The sequence below is a fragment of the Candidatus Equadaptatus faecalis genome, from assembly GCA_018065065.1.
Classification (GTDB): domain Bacteria; phylum Synergistota; class Synergistia; order Synergistales; family Synergistaceae; genus Equadaptatus; species Equadaptatus faecalis.
Window position 1 is genome coordinate 19,031 of record JAGHTZ010000091.1, and the last position, 17,188, is coordinate 36,218.

Sequence of the window (17,188 nt, forward strand, 5' to 3'; positions counted from 1 at the left end):
GAAGGAAACAGAAATGATAAAAGTAACAAAATTCGGCGGCAGTTCGCTTGCTTCCGCCGAACAGTTTAAAAAAGTTGCGGACATCGTAAAATCAGACAAAGACAGGCGCTTTGTCATAGCTTCCGCACCCGGCAAAAGAAATTCCGCAGATACAAAAGTGACTGACATGCTCTACGGTTGCTGCGAGCTTGCGCGGCAGGGCAAGCCGTTTGACGGGGCGCTTGAGCAGATACGCGGACGTTTTGAGGAAATCGCCTCAGGGCTTGGCATTGAATTTGACCTGCAGAGCGAATTTGACGAAATAGCAAAGCAGCTTGAAAAACCGCAGAAAGACTATATGGCAAGCCGCGGTGAACATCTTAACTCAAAGATACTCGCAAAATATCTTGGTTTTGAATTTGTCGAAGCCGCGGACTGCGTTCTGTTTGACGAAAACGGAAAATACATGCAGGAAGAAAGCAATCTGCTGCTTGCACAGAGGCTTGAAAGTGTCAAATACGCGGTTATTCCCGGATTTTACGGCGCAAAAGCCGACGGCACAATAAAAACCTTTTCGCGCGGAGGCTCTGACGTAACAGGATCGATAGTTGCGAGAGCAGTGTCTGCGGACATATACGAAAACTGGACGGACGTGTCCGGCGTGTTTGCCGCTGACCCGAGAATTGTCAAAAATCCCAGAGTAATCAGCCGCGTGACCTACAGTGAACTCCGCGAACTGTCCTATATGGGCGCGTCGGTATTGCATGAAGACGCTGTATTTCCCGTGCGCAGAGCGGGAATACCAATCAACATACGCAACACGAACTGTCCGGAAGCTGAAGGGACGATGATAGTTTCCGAACTGCCGCAGGGCGCAAAACGGCACGTGATAACCGGAATAGCAGGACGCAAAGGCTTCAGCACGGTTTTAGTCGAAAAAGCGATGATGAACGCCGAAACGGGTTTCGGAGCTGCGCTGTTGAAAATTTTTGCAGACAACGGCGTATCTTTTGAACACGTGCCGTCGGGCATAGACACAATGTCCGTTGTTGTAAGCACTGAGGGCTTTAACCCCGTGCGCGAAAAAGTCATTGAAACGATACAAAATGAACTGAAACCGGACAATATCAGTACAGAAGACGGAATTGCACTGATAGCGGTTGTCGGACACAGAATGGCGTCGGCAAAAGGCGTTGCCGCGAAAATCTGCTCCGCAATATCCAAATCAGACATCAACATACGAATGATAGACCAGGGGCCAAGCGAATTGAACATGATCTTCGGCATTGACGCGGAAAATTACGAAACGGCAATCAGGGGTATATACGAAGAAATTAAAGATTTGATATAGGTATCGAGCAATTCGGCTGCGGGAATAACCTGCAGCTTTTTTTGTAAAATTATGCAATAAGTTATATAATAAGCAGTCAGTTTTCGGCGCCGGAGTGCGCTGGCCGGTCAGGGGGAGGCACGCCTGTTATGGAACACAGCGAAATTTTTTATTACGTTATCTGGATTGCATGGTGGTTTGTCCAGTTTATACTTTATCTGCTCATCTTCCTTCTTACAGTTGACGGCATATATCAGATTATTGTAAGTCTCAAAGGTTTCGGTCAGCAGGCAGCGATGCCTTCGGCAAAACGTTTCCGCCGTTTTGCGGTGCTTGTTCCTGCCCATAACGAAGAAAAAGTTATAGGGCCGCTTATGACAAGCCTTGCGGAGCAGAATTATCCGAAGAACTGTTACAAGGTCTTTGCTTCGTGCGACAACTGCTCTGACGGAACCGTTGACGTTGTCCGCGCGAGTGGCGCGACTGCCCTTGAACGCCATGATCTGGAGCATAACGGCAAGACGTGGAACGTCCGCTGGGCTCTGACGCAGATTCCTCTGGCGGAGTACGACGCGCTTGTTATGTTTGACGCGGACAATCTCGCCGACGAAAATTTCCTTATGTATATGAACGACTATATGGAGCTGCATCCTGAAGCAGAGGCAATCCAGGGCGTGCTTGACGTCAAAAACCCTGACGACAACTGGCTTACGCGTTCCTACGCGCTTGCCTACTGGTTTTCAAACCGTTTCTGGCAGCTTGCGAGGGGACTTTGGGGACTTTCCTGCACGCTTGGCGGCACCGGTCTTGTAATCCGAGCCGCAACGCTTGAGAGAATCGGCTGGAATTTGGAAAGCCTTACGGAAGACCTTGAGATGTCAACGAGGCTTATTCTTTCCGGCAGCCGCGTGCATTGGAACAACGCAGCCGTGATTTACGACGAGAAACCGCAGGATTTAAAAATTTCAGTCAAACAAAGAACGCGTTGGATGCAGGGGCATTACTGGGTTTTTTGGCATTACGGCAGGGATTCGCTCAGAGCGTTTTTCGCCACCGGCAGACTGCAGTATCTTGACCTTTTCCTTTATCTGCTCGCTCCCGTCAAATCCTGCCTCGGCATAATTATCCTGTTTGCAGGTATGGCGTATACGCTCGTGAACAATCTTATACTTTTCCCGACAATGTCGAAGGGCACGCCGCATGACACGGCGTCATGGCTTTGGTTCTTTGCCTTTCCGATAGTCAGCATGATTGTTTTCTGCGTTATCTGCGCGATTATAGGACCTTCGATGCGCGAGAAAAAGTTCACGCTGCGCTATGTTAAGGATACCTTTGCCTATTTCTGGTTCGGTCTTACGTGGATACCGCTGCTTTTCCGCGCGGCGTTCCTTGCGAAGGATCAAAGCACGTGGGTTAAGACAGAACATACCCGCGGAATTTCCGTTTCAGACGTTTCAAAATAAGGGGTTATAAATGAATTATTCTTCACAGTTCAGCCTTTTGAAGAAACGCAGTTTTCTGCCTATGTTTATTACGCAGTTTCTTGCGGCCTTCAATGACAACCTTTTCAAAAACGCGCTCGTTATTCTTATAACCTACCGGCTTGCCGACGAGTACGGCATAAACGGTCAGGTGCTTGTAACCGCGGTTGCGGGCGTGTTTGTCTTGCCTATGATTATCTTTTCGGCTTTTGCCGGTCAGCTCGCAGACAAATACGACAAGACTGTTTTGATAAAAGTTATAAAGATTGCCGAAATAGCAATTATGATTTTTGCTTCGATCGCTTTCTGCTACAACAAGATGTGGTGGCTGATAATTCTGCTGTTCTGCATGGGCACTCATTCGGCATTTTTCGGTCCTATCAAATACAGCATTCTCCCTCAGCACCTGAACGAAAACGAACTTGTCGCGGGCAACGGGCTTGTCAGCGCCGGAACTTTTATAGCAATTCTTTTAGGAACAATTTCAGGCGGGCTGCTTGTGCTTCGCGAGTCGGGACACGTTTTTATTTCAGCCGCAATTCTTTCCACAGCTTTGCTTGGCTGGATTGCCTGCCTCTTCATTCCGTCTGCGCCTTCTTCGCAGCCTGACCTTGAACTTAACTGGAACATTTTTTCGGCAACGTGGCAGATTGTCGGAAATACCAGAAAGAACAGAGCGGTTTTCCGCGCTATTCTCGGTATCTGCTGGTTTTGGTTTGTCGGCGCGGTATTTCTTGCCCAGTGCCCGAACTTCGCAAAAAATATAATCGGAGCCAACGAGCAGGTTTCAACGCTTTTCATAGTTATTTTTTCTGTCGGTGTCGGGCTTGGTTCAATGCTTTGCAACAGACTTCTTAAAGGCGAGGTCTCAACGCGTTTTGTTCCTCTTGCCTGCCTGGGTATGAGCCTTTCAATTTTCGTGCTCGCTTTTGTCTGCCGTTTTGTGCCGCATTATCCGTCGCTTGTCGGTGTCGGAGACTTTGTGAAAGCTCCCGCGGCGTGCGCGGTTATGGGTATGCTTCTTTTGATGACGATGTGCGGCGGTCTTTACAACGTCCCGATGTATGCTCTCATGCAAGACAGAACGCCGAAAGAAGAGATGGCGAGAGCCGTCGCCTGCCTTAACGTAAGCGATTCATTCGGAATGGTGCTCTCGGCGGTGTTCAGCATGGGTCTTCTTGCCTGCCGTGCGACCGTCGTGCATATCTTTATCTGTCTCGGCATTGCCAATCTCGGCGTCGCCCTGTTTGTCAGGAAAATAGAGAAGGCTGAAAAATGAACGGACTCAGGGAAAGAATAATTTCTACTGCGCTTGCAATGAGCCGCAGCGGTCTTGTCCGCGGAACCTCAGGCAATATTTCCGCGAGAACGGAGCGTGGTTTTTTGATTACTCCGAGCGGTATGGCGTATGAAAGTCTTGTGCCGGAAGATTTGCCGGAAATGGATTTCATGCTGCGGCAGATTTCCGGAAACAGAAAACCGTCAATAGAAAAAGAGATGCACGGACTTATCCTGAAGAACAGAAATGATGTGGGTGCAGTTGTTCACGCTCATTCGGTATACGCGTCGGCGGTTGCCTCTGCAAGAAAAGATATTCCTGTCATTACGGACAATATCGCAGCGTTTTTCGGCTGTGCCGTGCCGTGTGCCGAATATGCGCCCGCAGGAAGCCCTGAGCTTGCGCGTAACGTGCTTTCAGCGCTCGGCAAAGGCTTCGGCGTTCTGCTCGCAAATCACGGTGCGCTTTGTGTTGGTGCAACTCCTGAGGAAGCTTTGCTGCGCTGCGAAATTCTTGAAGAAACTGCAAAAATTTACGTTTTGTCGCAGCTTTTGGGCGGGGCTGTTGCTTTGGATGACAAGGCTGCTGCCGAACAGTACAGCGCCATGCAGAAAAATTACGGTCAGACAAAATGAAAAAAGTGCTTACCGTAGCCGGCTCGGATTGCAGCGGGGGAGCCGGTATTCAGGCTGATTTGAAAACAATGACGGCGCTCGGAGTCTATGGAATGAGCGTTGTTACTTCTCTCACGGCGCAGAACACTGCCGGTGTGTATGCTGTCTGCGACACACCGCCTGAATTTGTAGCGCAGCAGTTTGACGCCGTTTTCAGCGACATACGTCCTGACGCGGTAAAAATAGGTATGCTGTCCAACGCGGAAATTATCCGCGTCGTTGCTCAAAAACTTGCGGAATACAAAGCCTGTAATATTGTAGCCGACCCTGTTATGGTTTCAACAAGCGGCTGCAGACTTCTTGCCCCGGACGCTGAACGCAGTCTTACAGACTTAATTCTGCCGTCAGCGCTGCTGATTACCCCGAATATTCCGGAGGCAGAGGCACTCTGCGGCTTTAAAATAGCGTCCAGAGACGATATGCTGAAAGCGGCGGAAGTTCTTGCCCGTGCGAATAGAACTAACGTACTTCTTAAAGGCGGACATCTTGACGGAAATGCCGACGACCTGCTTTACTGCGTGAAGGACGGGGCGTGCTGGTTTGAAGCGGAGAAAATAGACAATCCCAACACTCACGGCACGGGCTGTACGCTTTCCTCCGCTATTGCCTGCGGGCTTGCAAAGGGGCTTGAACTGCGTGAAAGCGTGCGAACGGCAAAAGAATACGTTTCAGGCGCCCTTTCGGCGCGTTTGAATTTGGGAAAGGGAAGCGGGCCGTTAAACCACTGCTGGAAAATAAATTAACGCTGAAATTAAGACATAAAAAAACAGAGCCTTGCGGCTCTGTTTTCTGCCGTTTATTAGTCTTCCTGGGAGATTGCGCCAACCGGGCAGGTTGAAACACAGGCTCCGCATTCGACGCAGGTGTCAGTATCAACGCGTGATTTGCCGTCTTCGATACTGATTGCCGATACCGGGCAGACACCGGCGCAGGCTTCGCATCCCACGCAGGCATCCTGGTCAACATGTGCCTTTGCCATCCTGAAAAACCTCCTTGAGGAAGAATTTTGAACTGCGTTACAGAGGGTATTGTACTCTAAATCCTGTATTTTGCAAGTACATGATATAAAATTAATTATAACGGAATAAAATCGGCGTTTTTGTAATATAATAATATAGGTTTTATGCGGGGGGATTGAGGTATGCAGTATACGCCCATATTGGATACGGAGCAGGCAAAAACAAAAAATCTGAGCAGATCGGTAATATACGCTGTGTTCGGAATATATCTCATCGGCTATTCGGCTTATGCCGCATACAGCCGTGAAAGTCTCAAAACGATACTTGCGGCGTTTGTAATCGGCGGCGTTGTCCTTTTCGCGTCAAATTTCAGCAAGCGCTTCTTTATTGCGGATGAAGGAATAGTGCAGTCCGTGCGCAGCTGGTCAGGCAGGCAGGATACTCTGATGCCGTGGGAAGATTTGTTTCTCGTGTCGTTTGTCACAGAAAAAGACAATCTGACAGCATACTTTGACAACGGCGAAAAGGTGTGGAAGCTTGATTTCCCGAGCTGGCAGAGAAAAGAGCTGAAACAGCTTGTCATAAAATATCTTCCTGATATGGAAATAAACGAAATAACCAAGAAATGACAGCGTAACGCGGCGGCGTAAAATTTGTCTGCCGCGTTTGTGTAAAAAATAACGAAGCATAATACATATAGGGGGTGCCTGTATGGGTGAAAGAAGTATAAACGAACTGTGCGGCGAGCTTTTGGAAAAGCGCGCGCTCATTGAGGCGGGAGGCGGACAGAAAGCCGTTGATTTCCAGCATTCCAAAGGCAAACTGACTGCACGGGAAAGAATAGCGCTTCTGCTTGACGAAGGCAGCTTTGTTGAAATTGACGAGTTTATCGTGCACCGCTGCTGCGATTTCGGACTGTCTGAAAAATATTTCCCTGGAGACGGCGTTGTAACAGGCTACGGTACGGTTGACGGCAGAACAGTGTACGTGTACGCGCAGGATTTCACTGTAATAGGCGGATCACTTGGCGAAATGCATTCTGCCAAAATCTGTAAAATTCAGGATTTGGCGCTCAAGAACGGAGCTCCCTGCATCGGCATCAATGATTCCGGCGGAGCCAGAATACAGGAAGGTATAGACTCTCTTTCCGGCTTCGGCAAAATATTTTTCAGAAACGTTAAAGCAAGTGGCATTATTCCGCAGCTGTCCGTCATAGCCGGAACCTGTGCCGGTGGGGCGGTCTACAGCCCTGCTCTTACTGATTTCGTGTTTATGGTGAACAAAACCGGCGTAATGCATATAACAGGCCCTGCGGTTATTAAAGCCGTAACCGGCGAAAGCGTAACCTCGGAAGAAATAGGCGGCGCAACGGCGCACAATGCCGTTTCAGGCTGCGCACATTTTTATGCCGAAAATGAACAGGACTGCTTCTGTCAGGTAAGAAAACTGCTCAGCTACATTCCGTCGAACAATATGGAGGAAGCTCCTTACGTTGAAACCGGCGATTCGACGGCACGTGCCGACATATCCCTGCGCGAAGCGGTTCCCGTAGATCCTAACACGCCTTACGACGTGCGCAGGGTAATTGAAACGGTTTTTGACAACGGGGAATTTTTTGAAGTGCAGCCGATGTTTGCAAAGAATATGGTTACAGGCTTTGCAAGGCTCGGAGGACGTTCCGTCGGAGTAATTGCCAATCAGGCGTGCGAGCTTGCCGGCTGCATAGACATAGACGCGGCGGACAAAGCGGGGCGTTTCGTGCGTTTCTGCGACGCATTCAACATTCCTGTCGTTACCTTCGTTGACGTTCCCGGCTATCTTCCGGGACGCGATCAGGAAATGCGCGGCATAATCCGCCACGGAGCGAAACTGATTTACGCTTACAGTGAAGCAACAATTCCGAAAGTTACCGTCATTCTCCGCAAGGCATACGGCGGTTCATACATAGCTATGTGCTGCAAGGAACTCGGAGCCGACGCCGTTATGGCTTGGCCGACAGCCCGCGTTGCGGTTATGGGTGCCGAGGGCGCCGCGAAGATTATTTTCAAGCATGAGATCGAAACGGCGGACAACAAGGCTGCCGTACGCGACGAGAAAATCGCGGAGTACAGGCGTATGTTTGAAAATCCGTACAGGGCTCTTGAGCACGGACACATTGACAGCGTAATCCTTCCGGAAGAAACGCGCGCGATGATTTATCAGGCGCTTGTCGCCAACGAAACTAAAGACGAGCAGCGTCCGGTGCGCAAGCACGGCGTAATGCCGAATTAGGCGCGAAATGAGTACGGCGGAATATTTCACAGGGGTGCAGGGCGGCGTACTGATGTCGCTGATAGCGTTCAGCATAGTTTTTATTCTGATTGGCTTTATTATGCTTTTGATGATGTCGCTTCACAAAGCCTGCTACAGGGCGGCGCAGAAAAAAGCGGCAGCGGAGAACGCTATGGCGCGTGAAACCGTGCCTGCCGCGGAGCCTGAAAAAGACGACGGTACAGAACTGGCGGCGGTTATTTCCGCTGCTGTTATGCAGTTTGTCTCGCAGGACGCGAAAGTTCTTTCTTTCAGACCTTCAGCGGCTGCCGCCCCGAAGAAAACGATGTGGGGCCGACTGAACAGACTGCGTAATTTCGAAAACGGCACAACAGCAAGATAAATATTTGGGGAGGAACGGATATGATAAAAAATTACAAAATTACGGTCAACGGCAAAAGCTACGATGTAACGGTTGAAGACGGAACTGCACAGCCTCAGGCACAGCCTGCGCCGGCGCAGGCGATAGGACAGCCTGAACCGCGGAAAGCACCTGAAACGCCGGTGTCAGCAGAGCCGAAAGCGGCAGAAAAAATCAGCGGCGCAGTAGAAGCCCCGATGCCGGGTAAAATTCTTAAGGTTCTCGTCGCCGAAGGCGATACTGTTAAAGCCGGACAGCTTGTGGTAATTCTTGAAGCCATGAAAATGGAAAACGAGATATTTGCAACGGCTGACGGAACGGTACAGAAAATTGTCTGCAAAACAGGCGCCAGCGTCAGTACTGGAGACGCGCTTCTTGTTATAGCGTAAGGACAGGCAGATGGAAATATATCTTTCCGCGCTGCGCGGAATAATCGAACAGTCAGGCTTGGCGGGACTTACGCAGGGCAATGCGGTAATGCTTGCCGTTGCTTTTGTTCTGCTCTACCTTGCGATAGTAAAAGATTTTGAGCCGCTGCTTCTCATCCCGATTTCTTTCGGCTGTATTCTCGTCAACCTTCCGCTTTCCGGAATAATTGACGAAGGCGGTTTCCTTTACTACGTTAAAATAGGACTTGACCATGAAATATATCCTATTCTGATTTTCATGGGTATCGGCGCGCTTACGGATTTTGGTCCCCTGCTTGCCAACCCGATTACTTTCCTGCTCGGAGCGGCTGCACAGCTCGGCGTGTTTGTGGCGCTTGTCGGTGCCGTGTGCATGGGATTTTCGCTTCCGGCAGCGGCGAGTATAGGCATAATCGGAGGCGCCGATGGTCCTATCGCTTTCTATATATGCCAGCGTCTTTGCAGGGATATACTGCCGGCGGTCGCTGTTGCGGCTTACAGCTACATGTCGCTTGTTCCGCTTATTCAGCCGCCCGTGATAAAGCTTCTTACGACCAAAGAAGACCGCGGAATTAAAATGGAACAGCTCCAGCCTGTTTCAAAAACAGAAAGAATACTGTTCCCGATACTTTCAACCGTTGTCTGCGGACTGATACTTCCTGCGGCGGTTCCTCTTATCGGAATACTTATGTTCGGAAATCTGCTGCGTGAAAGCGGGGCAACCGAACGTCTCAGCCAGGCGACACAGAACGAGATTTTGAACGCGACCACGATTTTCCTCGGAATTTCTGTCGGCGCGACAATGCAGGCGGAATCCTTCCTCAGAATGGATACGCTCAAAATTATTGCGCTCGGTCTTGTCGCGTTTGTTTTCAGCACTGCGGGCGGTGTTCTGTTCGGACAGCTGCTCAAGGTGCTGTCGGGAAGGAAAATCAACCCCGTTATCGGCGCCGCCGGCGTTTCAGCAGTTCCGATGGCTGCCCGAGTCTGTCAGAAGGTCGTTCAGCAGGAATACCCTGGTTCATACGTCCTCATGCACGCTATGGGACCCAACGTCGCCGGCGTTATAGGAACGACCATAGCCGGAGGGGCAATGATCACCCTCCTTATGCACTAAGGTTTGTACATGAACAAAATTTATGAAGTAAAAGCCGAAGAAATAAAAAGCCTTGCCGTTTCGCTGCTGCTGAAAGCCAATATACAGCTGTCAGAAGGAATGAAACAGCTTGTTCGCAATGCGCGGGAAGCTGAAAAAATGCCGCTTGCCAGAGAAATTCTTGCGGATTTGGCGAAAAACGCAGAGCTTGCGGAAGAAAAGCAGCTTCCGATGTGTCAGGACTGCGGACTTGCCGTAATATTTGCCGAAATAGGGCAGGACGTGCATATCACCGGCGGCGATATTACGGAAACCTTAAACGAAGCCGTGAAAGAAGCTTACGAAAAAGGGTTCTTGCGCAAATCGGTTGACCTTGACCCGCTGTTTAACAGGGAGAACAGCGGAGACAACACGCCTGCCGTGATACATTGCAGCATTGTCCCGGGCAGTTCCGTAAAAATAACAGTCAGCCCCAAAGGTATGGGCAGCGAAAATATGAGCCGTCTGTTTATGCTTAAACCGTCCGACGGCGTAGAGGGAGTATTGAACGCCGTCACCGAAACCGTTGAAAAAGCGGGCGCAAATCCCTGTCCTCCGATAGTTCTTGGCATAGGAATAGGCGGAAACTTTGAAACTGTTGCTCTTGCCGCAAAAAAAGCCTTGCTCAGCACCGAAGGAAAACGCAATACAGACGAACGTTACGCGGCGCTTGAAAAAGAAATAATCAGCCGCTGCAACAAACTCGGAATAGGCGCGGCAGGTTACGGCGGAACGGTTACGGTGCTTGACGCCCACGTTATCGCCTTACCGACGCATATAGCGGGTCTGCCTGTTGCCGTCAACGTATGCTGCCATGCTCTCCGCCATGCGGAAGGAACAATAGAGGGCAGAGCGGTGGAGGTATCCTGCAATGCTTAAAGAAATATTTCTGCCTCTTGACGATACTGCTGTTTTGGAACTGCACGCCGGAGACAAAATTCTGCTTACGGGAGAAATTTACGTTGCAAGGGATGCCGCGCACGAACGCATTGTCTCGGCGATAAAAAACGGCGGAAAACCTCCCTTTGAGATAGCGGAAGCGGCAGTATATTACGCCGGTCCAGCGCCTGTAAAGCCCGGGGAAATAATCGGGGTAATAGGACCTACGACCGCCGGAAGAATGGACGCTTACACGCCGTTTCTTCTTGAACGCGGTCTGCGTGTTATGATAGGCAAAGGCAAACGTTCTGCCGAAGTTATTGAAGCCATGAAAAAACGCAAGGCAGTGTATCTTGGGGCAGCAGGCGGGGCAGCCGTTCTGCTTCAAAGTTCCGTGACGGAAGCCGAAACGATTGCGTGGCCTGAACTGGGGCCTGAAGCCGTATTGAGACTAAAAATTAAGCAGATGCCGCTTGTGGTGGTTATAGACTGTGAAGGAAACAGCCTGTACGAAACAGGACAGGCTGCGGCAAAAAAGTTAATCGCTGAAACCGAGAGGTAGAAATGGCACGAAAACAGCCCTTGATATGGGGCGCTATTCAAATCGTGAAAAAAATTATTTACGCCCTGCCGCACAAACAGGCATGCGCTCTTGGCGGTTGGATTGGTCTGCTTGTGGCGTTCTTTTCAAAAAAACGCGTCGCGGCAGCCGAAAAACGCTGCGCAAAAGCTCTGGGTGTCAGCGCGGAAGAAGCAGCGAGAATTGTCAGGGCATCCTACAGGCATTTTGGCACGGCAGCCGTTGAATTTATGCGGCAGCCGATAATGCTTGACAAACTTGACGGGCTTGTGCGCGTTCACGGCGAGAAAAACCTTGACGATGCCCTTGCCTGCGGCAAAGGCGTAATGTTTATAACCGCGCATTTGGGCAACTGGGAATATGCCGCGTCGCTGTTTGCAAAACACGGCTATCCTATCAACGGACTCGTTGCGGAACAGCGTGACGAAAGAATTACGGCTCTCATTGAAGAAATACGCGTCGCCAGCAAAGTAAAAGTCCTTTACAAAAATTCCGACCTGAAAAAAATGATGCAGCTCCTCCGCAGGGGCGAACTGATTGCTGTGCCTATAGACCAGGACGCAAGAGACAAAGGAATACTGTCGCCGTTTCTCGGCATTCCGGCAAGCACCCCGACAGGGGTCGCCAAGCTGGCTGACAAATTTGACTGTAAAGTTGTTGCCGGTTTCTGCGTGAAAGCTGAAGACGGAATTTACGATTTTTACCTGCTTCCCGCGTTGGAAAGCGAAGACGGAAAACGCTTCGGCGAGGATGTTCAGAAAAGCATAGACAGCTGCAACGAAGTTATCTCCGAATGGATAAGAAAATATCCTGAGCAGTGGATGTGGCTCTATCCGCGCTGGGAATCGGTCGAAGAAGGGCAGATAAAATGAAGTGTGCTGCTGACCCGGGAAAATTCAAAACGGGCTTTGTACTGACGGAGAACGACGGAAATCTGATTTTTTCCGCCGTTATTCCCGCTGAAAAACATTCTGAATTTGTCAGTGCAGTTGAAACGGGAAATTATGCGCTGCTTGAAAAATGGTGCCGTGAAGGCAGACTGCCCGAGAAAATTGAAGTGAACGAAATCCTGCTCGGAAGCGGAACAACGCATAAAGAACTTGAAAAAATGCTGAAAGACAAAATCCCCGTGCGGATTGTTGACGAATACGGCACCACGCTTGAAGGCAGAAAATTGTACTGGAAACTGCACCCGCCCAAGGGCTTGCTGAAACTGTTCCCGACCTCGCTGCGGACTCCGCCGCGCGATATTGATGACCTTGCCGCATGGGCAATTATACTGAAAAGTCTGGCAGAATAAAAAAACGGCGCACAGCGCCGTTGATTTTTTATTTTTTGTCCGCGAGTTTTTTCAAAACGTCCTGATATCCGTCAGTGCCGTACTCTACAAATTTTTTCACGCGGCTGATTGTTGCGGTGCTTGCCCCTGTCTGCTGGACAATCTTCGGGTATGACATCTTTTTGAGAAGCAGACTTGCAACCTGCAGCCTCTGGGCAAAAGCCTCTATTTCGGCATAGGTTGCCACGTCTTCAAGGAACCTGTACGCTTCCTCGCGTGTTTCTATAGCCGCTATGCAGTCGCAAAGCTGATCGGTGAACTCATTTTTCCAGTTGGCTGCCATAACAGGACACCTCCGATTTAATCCTGTATATATCATAAAATATTTTTTGCAAAAGTCAATCACGTGATAATACGTTAAAGTGTGACAATAAGTGCTGGGGGAAGAATAAGCTGTAAGCTGCAAGCTGTAAGCCATAAGCAAAAAGCAATAAGCGGTAAGCTATAAGCTACAAGCTGCAAGCAAAAAATCTTTGTCTTGCTGCGCGAAGCGTAGCGAAGGCGCAGCACCCAGCGGCTTTACGGGCGAAGCCCGTTAGTTAAAAGAAAAAACAAAAAGCCACTAAATTCTGCGCTGCTCCTGCCGGAGCCCGCAGAAAGACGAAGAGAAGCATTAAGCCAAAAGCCTTAAAGGTTTTAAAGCTTAAAGCTTAACGCTTACAGCTAACCAAGTGCTAAGTGCTGAATTATGTGTTAAAATATCACGCGTACCTGATTGGAGGAGTTTCTGATGGCGAAGAACATAACACCCAAGGAAAAGGATTTTTCTCAGTGGTATCTTGACGTAATAAAAGTGGCGGAGCTTGCTGACTATGCCCCGGTGCGTGGCTGCATGGTCGTGCGCCCCACCGGCTACTCAATATGGGAGAGTATACAGCAGCATTTTGACAAGGCGTTTAAGGAAACGGGGCACGTCAACGCGCAGTTCCCTATGTTTATTCCCCAGTCTTTCCTCACAAAGGAAGCGGAGCACGTTGAAGGCTTCGCTCCTGAATGTGCGGTTGTAACTCACGCCGGCGGCGAAGAGCTTGAAGAGCCTCTTATCGTGCGTCCGACCTCCGAAACGGTCATCGGCTACATGTACAGCAAATGGATACAGTCCTGGCGCGATCTGCCGCTGCTTATAAACCAGTGGTGCAACGTTGTCCGCTGGGAAAAACGCCCGCGCCTTTTCCTCCGCACATCGGAATTTCTCTGGCAGGAAGGACACACAGCGCACGCAACGAAAGAAGAAGCAGTTGAAGAAACTGAGCGTATGCTCGGCGTATATGAACGCACAATGCGCGAAGATTTGGCGCTGCCTGTTGTTGCCGGCGTTAAGACTGCCGGAGAACGCTTCCCGGGCGCGGACAACACCTATACCTGCGAAGCAATGATGAGCGACACAAAAGCCGTGCAGGCGGGAACAAGCCACTATCTCGGACAGAATTTCGCAAAAGCCTTTGACATACAGTTTCAAGATCAGAACGGTGAAATGACCTATGCCTACACAACGAGCTGGGGAGTTTCAACGCGTCTTATCGGCGCGCTTATAATGACACATTCGGACAACGACGGACTTGTGCTTCCGCCGCACGTTGCCGGTGTTAAGGCTGTTATTGTACCGATCTGCACAGATGAAGAGAAAATCAAGAATACGATTATGCCGAAGGCTCAGGAAATTAAAGACGCGCTCAACAAAGCTCTCGGCGGTCTGTACGTTAAAATAGACGAGAATTTCCACATGCGTCCGGGCGACAGATTCTTTTATCACCTGCAGAAAGGCGTTCCTCTCAGACTGGAACTCGGCGAAAGGGAATTTGAATCGCAGACGCTCCGCGTTGTCAGACGCGACACAGGCGAAAAACTCAGCATTGCCTGGCAGGACGCCGCGGAAAAAATACCGCAGCTGCTCGAAACCATACAGAGCGATATGCTGAAAAAAGCGGAGCAGTTCAGGAAAGAACATACGTACAAAGCCGCAAGCTTTGAAGAATTTAAAGAAATTATAGACAAAAAAGGCGGTTTCGTTGAGGCATATTTTGACGGGACTCCTGAAGACGAAAAGGCGATTAAAGAAGCAACAGGCGCGACGCCGCGCTGTTATCCGCTTGACCGCGCAGGAGACACCGGAAAATGCTTCTATACCGGCAGGGAAGGCGCACGGCTCTGCATCTTCGCAAAAGCGTATTAGACAGACAGTATTCAGCTCTTAGCGCGGTTTTATTACCGTCTTGCTGCGAAAATCGCGATTTTACGCAGCAACCAGAGGCTTTTCGGTTCTAACCCAAATGAAGGCTTGCAGAGCAAGCCCACCACAATTGGTAGTCGGTAATTTGTACTTGGTAATTTGTTTTTTATAATTGTTTCTTATAGTAATTGTTTCTTATAGTCATTGATTTTTTGGGTAATTGCTTTTTATAGTCATTGTTTTTTATATTTACCGGAGGTAATACTGAATGGAGAACAAAAGAGAAAAACTTGGCAGCCGGTTAGGCTTTATATTTCTGTCAGCAGGCTGTGCAATAGGGCTCGGTAACGTATGGCGTTTCCCGTTCATTACGGGGCAGTACGGCGGGGCAGCCTTTGTGCTTGTTTACATACTTTTCTTGATCGTTCTCGGACTTCAGATAATGACTATGGAATTTTCAGTCGGCAGAGCGTCGGGACAAAGCAGTATAAACTCCTTCAAACGGCTTGAACCTGAAGGTACAAAATGGCATCTCAACGGAATTATGGGCTTTTTGGGAAACATTGTACTTATGATGTTCTACACGACGGTAACAGGGTGGATGCTTGCCTATTTCTGGTACAGTCTCAGCGGAAAACTTTGCGTTCTGACACCTGACGAAATAGGACAGACCTTCGGAGCCCTGCTTTCAAATCCGGCGTCGCTTATTTTCTGGATGCTGCTCTCGGTTGCGGCAGGCACCCTGATATGCTTCTCGGGACTGCAAAAAGGTGTTGAAAACGTAACAAAAATTATGATGATTGCGCTTCTTGTTTTGGTTCTGTCGCTTGCCCTGCGTTCTGTCACGCTTGACGGGGCTTCAAAGGGACTTGAATTTTACATGAAACCCGATTTCGGGAAGCTTGTTGAACACGGGCTTTGGACAAGTATATACGCGGCTCTCGGACAGGCATTCTTTACGTTGAGCCTCGGAATAGGCGCGCTTGCCATTTTCGGCAGTTACATCGGCAAAGAACGAACGCTTATGGGAGAAGCTGCCTGCGTCATCGCGCTTGACACCTTTGTTGCTCTTATGTCAGGTTTCATAATCTTTCCCTCCTGCTTTGCCTACGGAGTAGATGCAGGGGCAGGTCCCGGCTTGATTTTTGTGTCGCTTCCCGTAATGTTCAACCACATGACAGGCGGAAGATTTTGGGGCACCCTGTTCTTTCTCCTTATGAGTTTCGCGGCAATGTCAACGGTGATAGCGGTATTTGAAACAATACTTGCAAACGCCATAGACACGCGCGGATGGAGCAGGCAGAGAGCTGCTTTTACCACCGGTTTGCTCATCGCGGTTCTTTCTGTTCCGTGCTGTCTCGGATTTAACCTTTGGGCAGACTTTCAGCCGCTCGGCAAAGGAACGTGCGTGCTTGATCTGGAAGATTTTATAGTCAGCAACAACCTGCTTCCGATTGGTTCTCTGTTCTATCTTTTCTTCTGCACGAGAAAAAACGGCTGGGGCTGGGATAACTTTATAAAAGAAGTCAACACCGGCAGAGGCATTAAATTCCCTGTCTGTGTCCGTTGGTACGTAACCTACATAATACCCGTCATAATGACGGTAGTTATTGTCTGGGGCTACATAGACAAATTTATGAAATAACCTCTTACAGAAAGATAATGTAAAGTGCAAAATGCAAAATGCATAATGCATAATGCAAAGTGCTAAATGAAAAATTCAAAATGAAAAACAAAAAAAACACCGTCATTCTGCGGAAATCTGAAGGATTTAGCGCAGAATCCAGCGGCTTTATCTCGGTATTTACAACAAAAAACGGCGCGGGATTATAAAAAATTCCGCGCCGTTTTTAATTTTTAATTTGCCCAAAATTGCTCTTGGGTACGGTAAACATAGCCATAAGCTAAAAGCTAAAAGCTGCAAGCAAAAAGCTAAGTGCTAAGTGCGCAGTTAAAGGAGCTACATGCTTCCAGCTTACCGCTTAAAGCTGTGCCTTTTGCCACATGCCTTTTGCTTTTTGCATATAGCATATAGCCTGTAGCGTATAGCGTTTGGCGCTTTCGCGCCACTCCGGATTACTTCCTACTGGGCTGGATACCGATGTTGCATGGTACCGTCCGTTCGTTTTCTGTCCGAAGCTTGCAGGCTCCTTGCTCTGCCTGCCTCCTCCCGAAAGCATCGGCCTCGTGTCTCAGCCCTGAAACCCGACCGCTTCGCGTGCCGTTACCGAAGTGTTACAGAGCTTTAGCTGAAAAGCAACGGGCTTACCTCCGTTTGGAGCCGCATCACGTAATGCGTGAGAGA

At 49.4% G+C, this 17,188-nt stretch carries 18 protein-coding genes; 16 read left to right on the forward strand and 2 right to left on the reverse strand.

The window, feature by feature from the left end:
• Positions 1 to 13: 13 nt before the first annotated feature.
• From KBS54_07450 to thiD, 5 genes are all read left to right on the forward strand, one after another.
• A complete protein-coding gene (locus tag KBS54_07450; GenBank protein MBQ0055954.1) occupies positions 14 to 1,330 on the forward strand; it encodes an aspartate kinase in 1,317 nt (438 codons plus the stop codon).
• 128 nt (positions 1,331 to 1,458) lie between these two features.
• On the forward strand, positions 1,459 to 2,772 hold the full coding sequence (locus KBS54_07455) for a glycosyltransferase family 2 protein (protein MBQ0055955.1): 1,314 nt from the start codon (positions 1,459 to 1,461) through the stop codon (positions 2,770 to 2,772).
• 10 nt (positions 2,773 to 2,782) lie between these two features.
• Positions 2,783 to 4,069, forward strand: a complete 1,287-nt coding sequence (locus KBS54_07460) for an MFS transporter (protein ID MBQ0055956.1) — start codon at positions 2,783 to 2,785, stop codon at positions 4,067 to 4,069.
• Positions 4,066 to 4,704 carry a class II aldolase/adducin family protein gene (locus KBS54_07465; GenBank protein ID MBQ0055957.1) on the forward strand — a complete coding sequence of 213 codons (639 nt, stop codon included), beginning with the start codon at positions 4,066 to 4,068 and terminating at the stop codon, positions 4,702 to 4,704. Before KBS54_07460 ends, KBS54_07465 begins: the two co-directional genes overlap by 4 nt.
• Entirely contained in the window at positions 4,701 to 5,486 is a 786-nt protein-coding gene (gene thiD, locus KBS54_07470) for a bifunctional hydroxymethylpyrimidine kinase/phosphomethylpyrimidine kinase (GenBank protein MBQ0055958.1), read from the forward strand. Before KBS54_07465 ends, thiD begins: the two co-directional genes overlap by 4 nt.
• Positions 5,487 to 5,542: 56 nt before the next feature.
• Here the strand turns inward: thiD and KBS54_07475 are convergent, their stop codons facing one another.
• On the reverse strand, positions 5,543 to 5,722 hold the full coding sequence (locus tag KBS54_07475; GenBank protein ID MBQ0055959.1) for a 4Fe-4S binding protein: 180 nt from the start codon (positions 5,720 to 5,722) through the stop codon (positions 5,543 to 5,545).
• Between the two features lie 162 nt (positions 5,723 to 5,884).
• Here KBS54_07475 and KBS54_07480 point away from each other — a divergent pair, with 162 nt between their 5' ends.
• The 9 genes from KBS54_07480 to KBS54_07520 all read left to right on the forward strand — a co-directional run bounded on the left by KBS54_07480 (position 5,885) and on the right by KBS54_07520 (position 12,674).
• Positions 5,885 to 6,331, forward strand: a complete 447-nt coding sequence (locus tag KBS54_07480) for a hypothetical protein (GenBank protein MBQ0055960.1) — start codon at positions 5,885 to 5,887, stop codon at positions 6,329 to 6,331.
• A gap of 82 nt (positions 6,332 to 6,413) precedes the next feature.
• Positions 6,414 to 7,973, forward strand: coding sequence for a methylmalonyl-CoA carboxyltransferase (locus KBS54_07485; GenBank protein MBQ0055961.1), 1,560 nt, complete (start codon positions 6,414 to 6,416; stop codon positions 7,971 to 7,973).
• 7 nt (positions 7,974 to 7,980) lie between these two features.
• The gene (locus KBS54_07490; GenBank protein MBQ0055962.1) at positions 7,981 to 8,355 is read left to right on the forward strand and encodes an OadG family protein; all 375 of its coding nucleotides are present in this window, start codon (positions 7,981 to 7,983) and stop codon (positions 8,353 to 8,355) included.
• A gap of 20 nt (positions 8,356 to 8,375) precedes the next feature.
• A complete protein-coding gene (locus tag KBS54_07495) occupies positions 8,376 to 8,762 on the forward strand; it encodes a biotin/lipoyl-binding protein (GenBank protein ID MBQ0055963.1) in 387 nt (128 codons plus the stop codon).
• A 10-nt stretch (positions 8,763 to 8,772) separates the two neighbouring features.
• Positions 8,773 to 9,897: a sodium ion-translocating decarboxylase subunit beta gene (locus KBS54_07500; GenBank protein ID MBQ0055964.1), complete on the forward strand. Its 1,125-nt coding sequence runs from the start codon at positions 8,773 to 8,775 to the stop codon at positions 9,895 to 9,897.
• Between the two features lie 9 nt (positions 9,898 to 9,906).
• Complete coding sequence (locus KBS54_07505; protein MBQ0055965.1) at positions 9,907 to 10,794, forward strand: fumarate hydratase; 888 nt, start codon at positions 9,907 to 9,909, stop codon at positions 10,792 to 10,794.
• The gene (locus KBS54_07510) at positions 10,787 to 11,356 is read left to right on the forward strand and encodes a fumarate hydratase C-terminal domain-containing protein (GenBank protein MBQ0055966.1); all 570 of its coding nucleotides are present in this window, start codon (positions 10,787 to 10,789) and stop codon (positions 11,354 to 11,356) included. The genes KBS54_07505 and KBS54_07510 overlap by 8 nt, the downstream gene beginning before the upstream one ends.
• Before the next feature lie 2 nt (positions 11,357 to 11,358).
• Positions 11,359 to 12,246 (forward strand): lysophospholipid acyltransferase family protein, encoded by an 888-nt coding sequence (locus KBS54_07515; GenBank protein MBQ0055967.1) that lies wholly within the window; start codon positions 11,359 to 11,361, stop codon positions 12,244 to 12,246.
• On the forward strand, positions 12,243 to 12,674 hold the full coding sequence (locus tag KBS54_07520; protein ID MBQ0055968.1) for an endonuclease: 432 nt from the start codon (positions 12,243 to 12,245) through the stop codon (positions 12,672 to 12,674). Before KBS54_07515 ends, KBS54_07520 begins: the two co-directional genes overlap by 4 nt.
• A 28-nt stretch (positions 12,675 to 12,702) precedes the next feature.
• Here the strand turns inward: KBS54_07520 and KBS54_07525 are convergent, their stop codons facing one another.
• On the reverse strand, positions 12,703 to 12,996 hold the full coding sequence (locus KBS54_07525; GenBank protein MBQ0055969.1) for a DNA-binding transcriptional regulator: 294 nt from the start codon (positions 12,994 to 12,996) through the stop codon (positions 12,703 to 12,705).
• A gap of 447 nt (positions 12,997 to 13,443) precedes the next feature.
• Between KBS54_07525 and KBS54_07530 the strand changes: the two genes are divergently transcribed.
• Together KBS54_07530 and KBS54_07535 are read left to right on the forward strand one after the other, a co-directional pair.
• The gene (locus tag KBS54_07530) at positions 13,444 to 14,886 is read left to right on the forward strand and encodes a proline--tRNA ligase (GenBank protein ID MBQ0055970.1); all 1,443 of its coding nucleotides are present in this window, start codon (positions 13,444 to 13,446) and stop codon (positions 14,884 to 14,886) included.
• Between the two features lie 265 nt (positions 14,887 to 15,151).
• Positions 15,152 to 16,528, forward strand: a complete 1,377-nt coding sequence (locus tag KBS54_07535; protein ID MBQ0055971.1) for a sodium-dependent transporter — start codon at positions 15,152 to 15,154, stop codon at positions 16,526 to 16,528.
• Positions 16,529 to 17,188: the final 660 nt, after the last annotated feature.

What these genes read in the sequence shown, in the direction of transcription:
- KBS54_07450 (MBQ0055954.1), top strand. Translation starts at nt 14, where the DNA reads ATGATAAAAGTAACAAAATTCGGCGGCAGTTCGCTTGCTTCCGCCGAA.
- KBS54_07455 (MBQ0055955.1), top strand. Translation starts at nt 1,459, where the DNA reads ATGGAACACAGCGAAATTTTTTATTACGTTATCTGGATTGCATGGTGG.
- KBS54_07460 (MBQ0055956.1), top strand. Translation starts at nt 2,783, where the DNA reads ATGAATTATTCTTCACAGTTCAGCCTTTTGAAGAAACGCAGTTTTCTG.
- KBS54_07465 (MBQ0055957.1), top strand. Translation starts at nt 4,066, where the DNA reads ATGAACGGACTCAGGGAAAGAATAATTTCTACTGCGCTTGCAATGAGC.
- thiD (MBQ0055958.1), top strand. Translation starts at nt 4,701, where the DNA reads ATGAAAAAAGTGCTTACCGTAGCCGGCTCGGATTGCAGCGGGGGAGCC.
- KBS54_07475 (MBQ0055959.1), bottom strand. Translation starts at nt 5,722, where the DNA reads ATGGCAAAGGCACATGTTGACCAGGATGCCTGCGTGGGATGCGAAGCC.
- KBS54_07480 (MBQ0055960.1), top strand. Translation starts at nt 5,885, where the DNA reads ATGCAGTATACGCCCATATTGGATACGGAGCAGGCAAAAACAAAAAAT.
- KBS54_07485 (MBQ0055961.1), top strand. Translation starts at nt 6,414, where the DNA reads ATGGGTGAAAGAAGTATAAACGAACTGTGCGGCGAGCTTTTGGAAAAG.
- KBS54_07490 (MBQ0055962.1), top strand. Translation starts at nt 7,981, where the DNA reads ATGAGTACGGCGGAATATTTCACAGGGGTGCAGGGCGGCGTACTGATG.
- KBS54_07495 (MBQ0055963.1), top strand. Translation starts at nt 8,376, where the DNA reads ATGATAAAAAATTACAAAATTACGGTCAACGGCAAAAGCTACGATGTA.
- KBS54_07500 (MBQ0055964.1), top strand. Translation starts at nt 8,773, where the DNA reads ATGGAAATATATCTTTCCGCGCTGCGCGGAATAATCGAACAGTCAGGC.
- KBS54_07505 (MBQ0055965.1), top strand. Translation starts at nt 9,907, where the DNA reads ATGAACAAAATTTATGAAGTAAAAGCCGAAGAAATAAAAAGCCTTGCC.
- KBS54_07510 (MBQ0055966.1), top strand. Translation starts at nt 10,787, where the DNA reads ATGCTTAAAGAAATATTTCTGCCTCTTGACGATACTGCTGTTTTGGAA.
- KBS54_07515 (MBQ0055967.1), top strand. Translation starts at nt 11,359, where the DNA reads ATGGCACGAAAACAGCCCTTGATATGGGGCGCTATTCAAATCGTGAAA.
- KBS54_07520 (MBQ0055968.1), top strand. Translation starts at nt 12,243, where the DNA reads ATGAAGTGTGCTGCTGACCCGGGAAAATTCAAAACGGGCTTTGTACTG.
- KBS54_07525 (MBQ0055969.1), bottom strand. Translation starts at nt 12,996, where the DNA reads ATGGCAGCCAACTGGAAAAATGAGTTCACCGATCAGCTTTGCGACTGC.
- KBS54_07530 (MBQ0055970.1), top strand. Translation starts at nt 13,444, where the DNA reads ATGGCGAAGAACATAACACCCAAGGAAAAGGATTTTTCTCAGTGGTAT.
- KBS54_07535 (MBQ0055971.1), top strand. Translation starts at nt 15,152, where the DNA reads ATGGAGAACAAAAGAGAAAAACTTGGCAGCCGGTTAGGCTTTATATTT.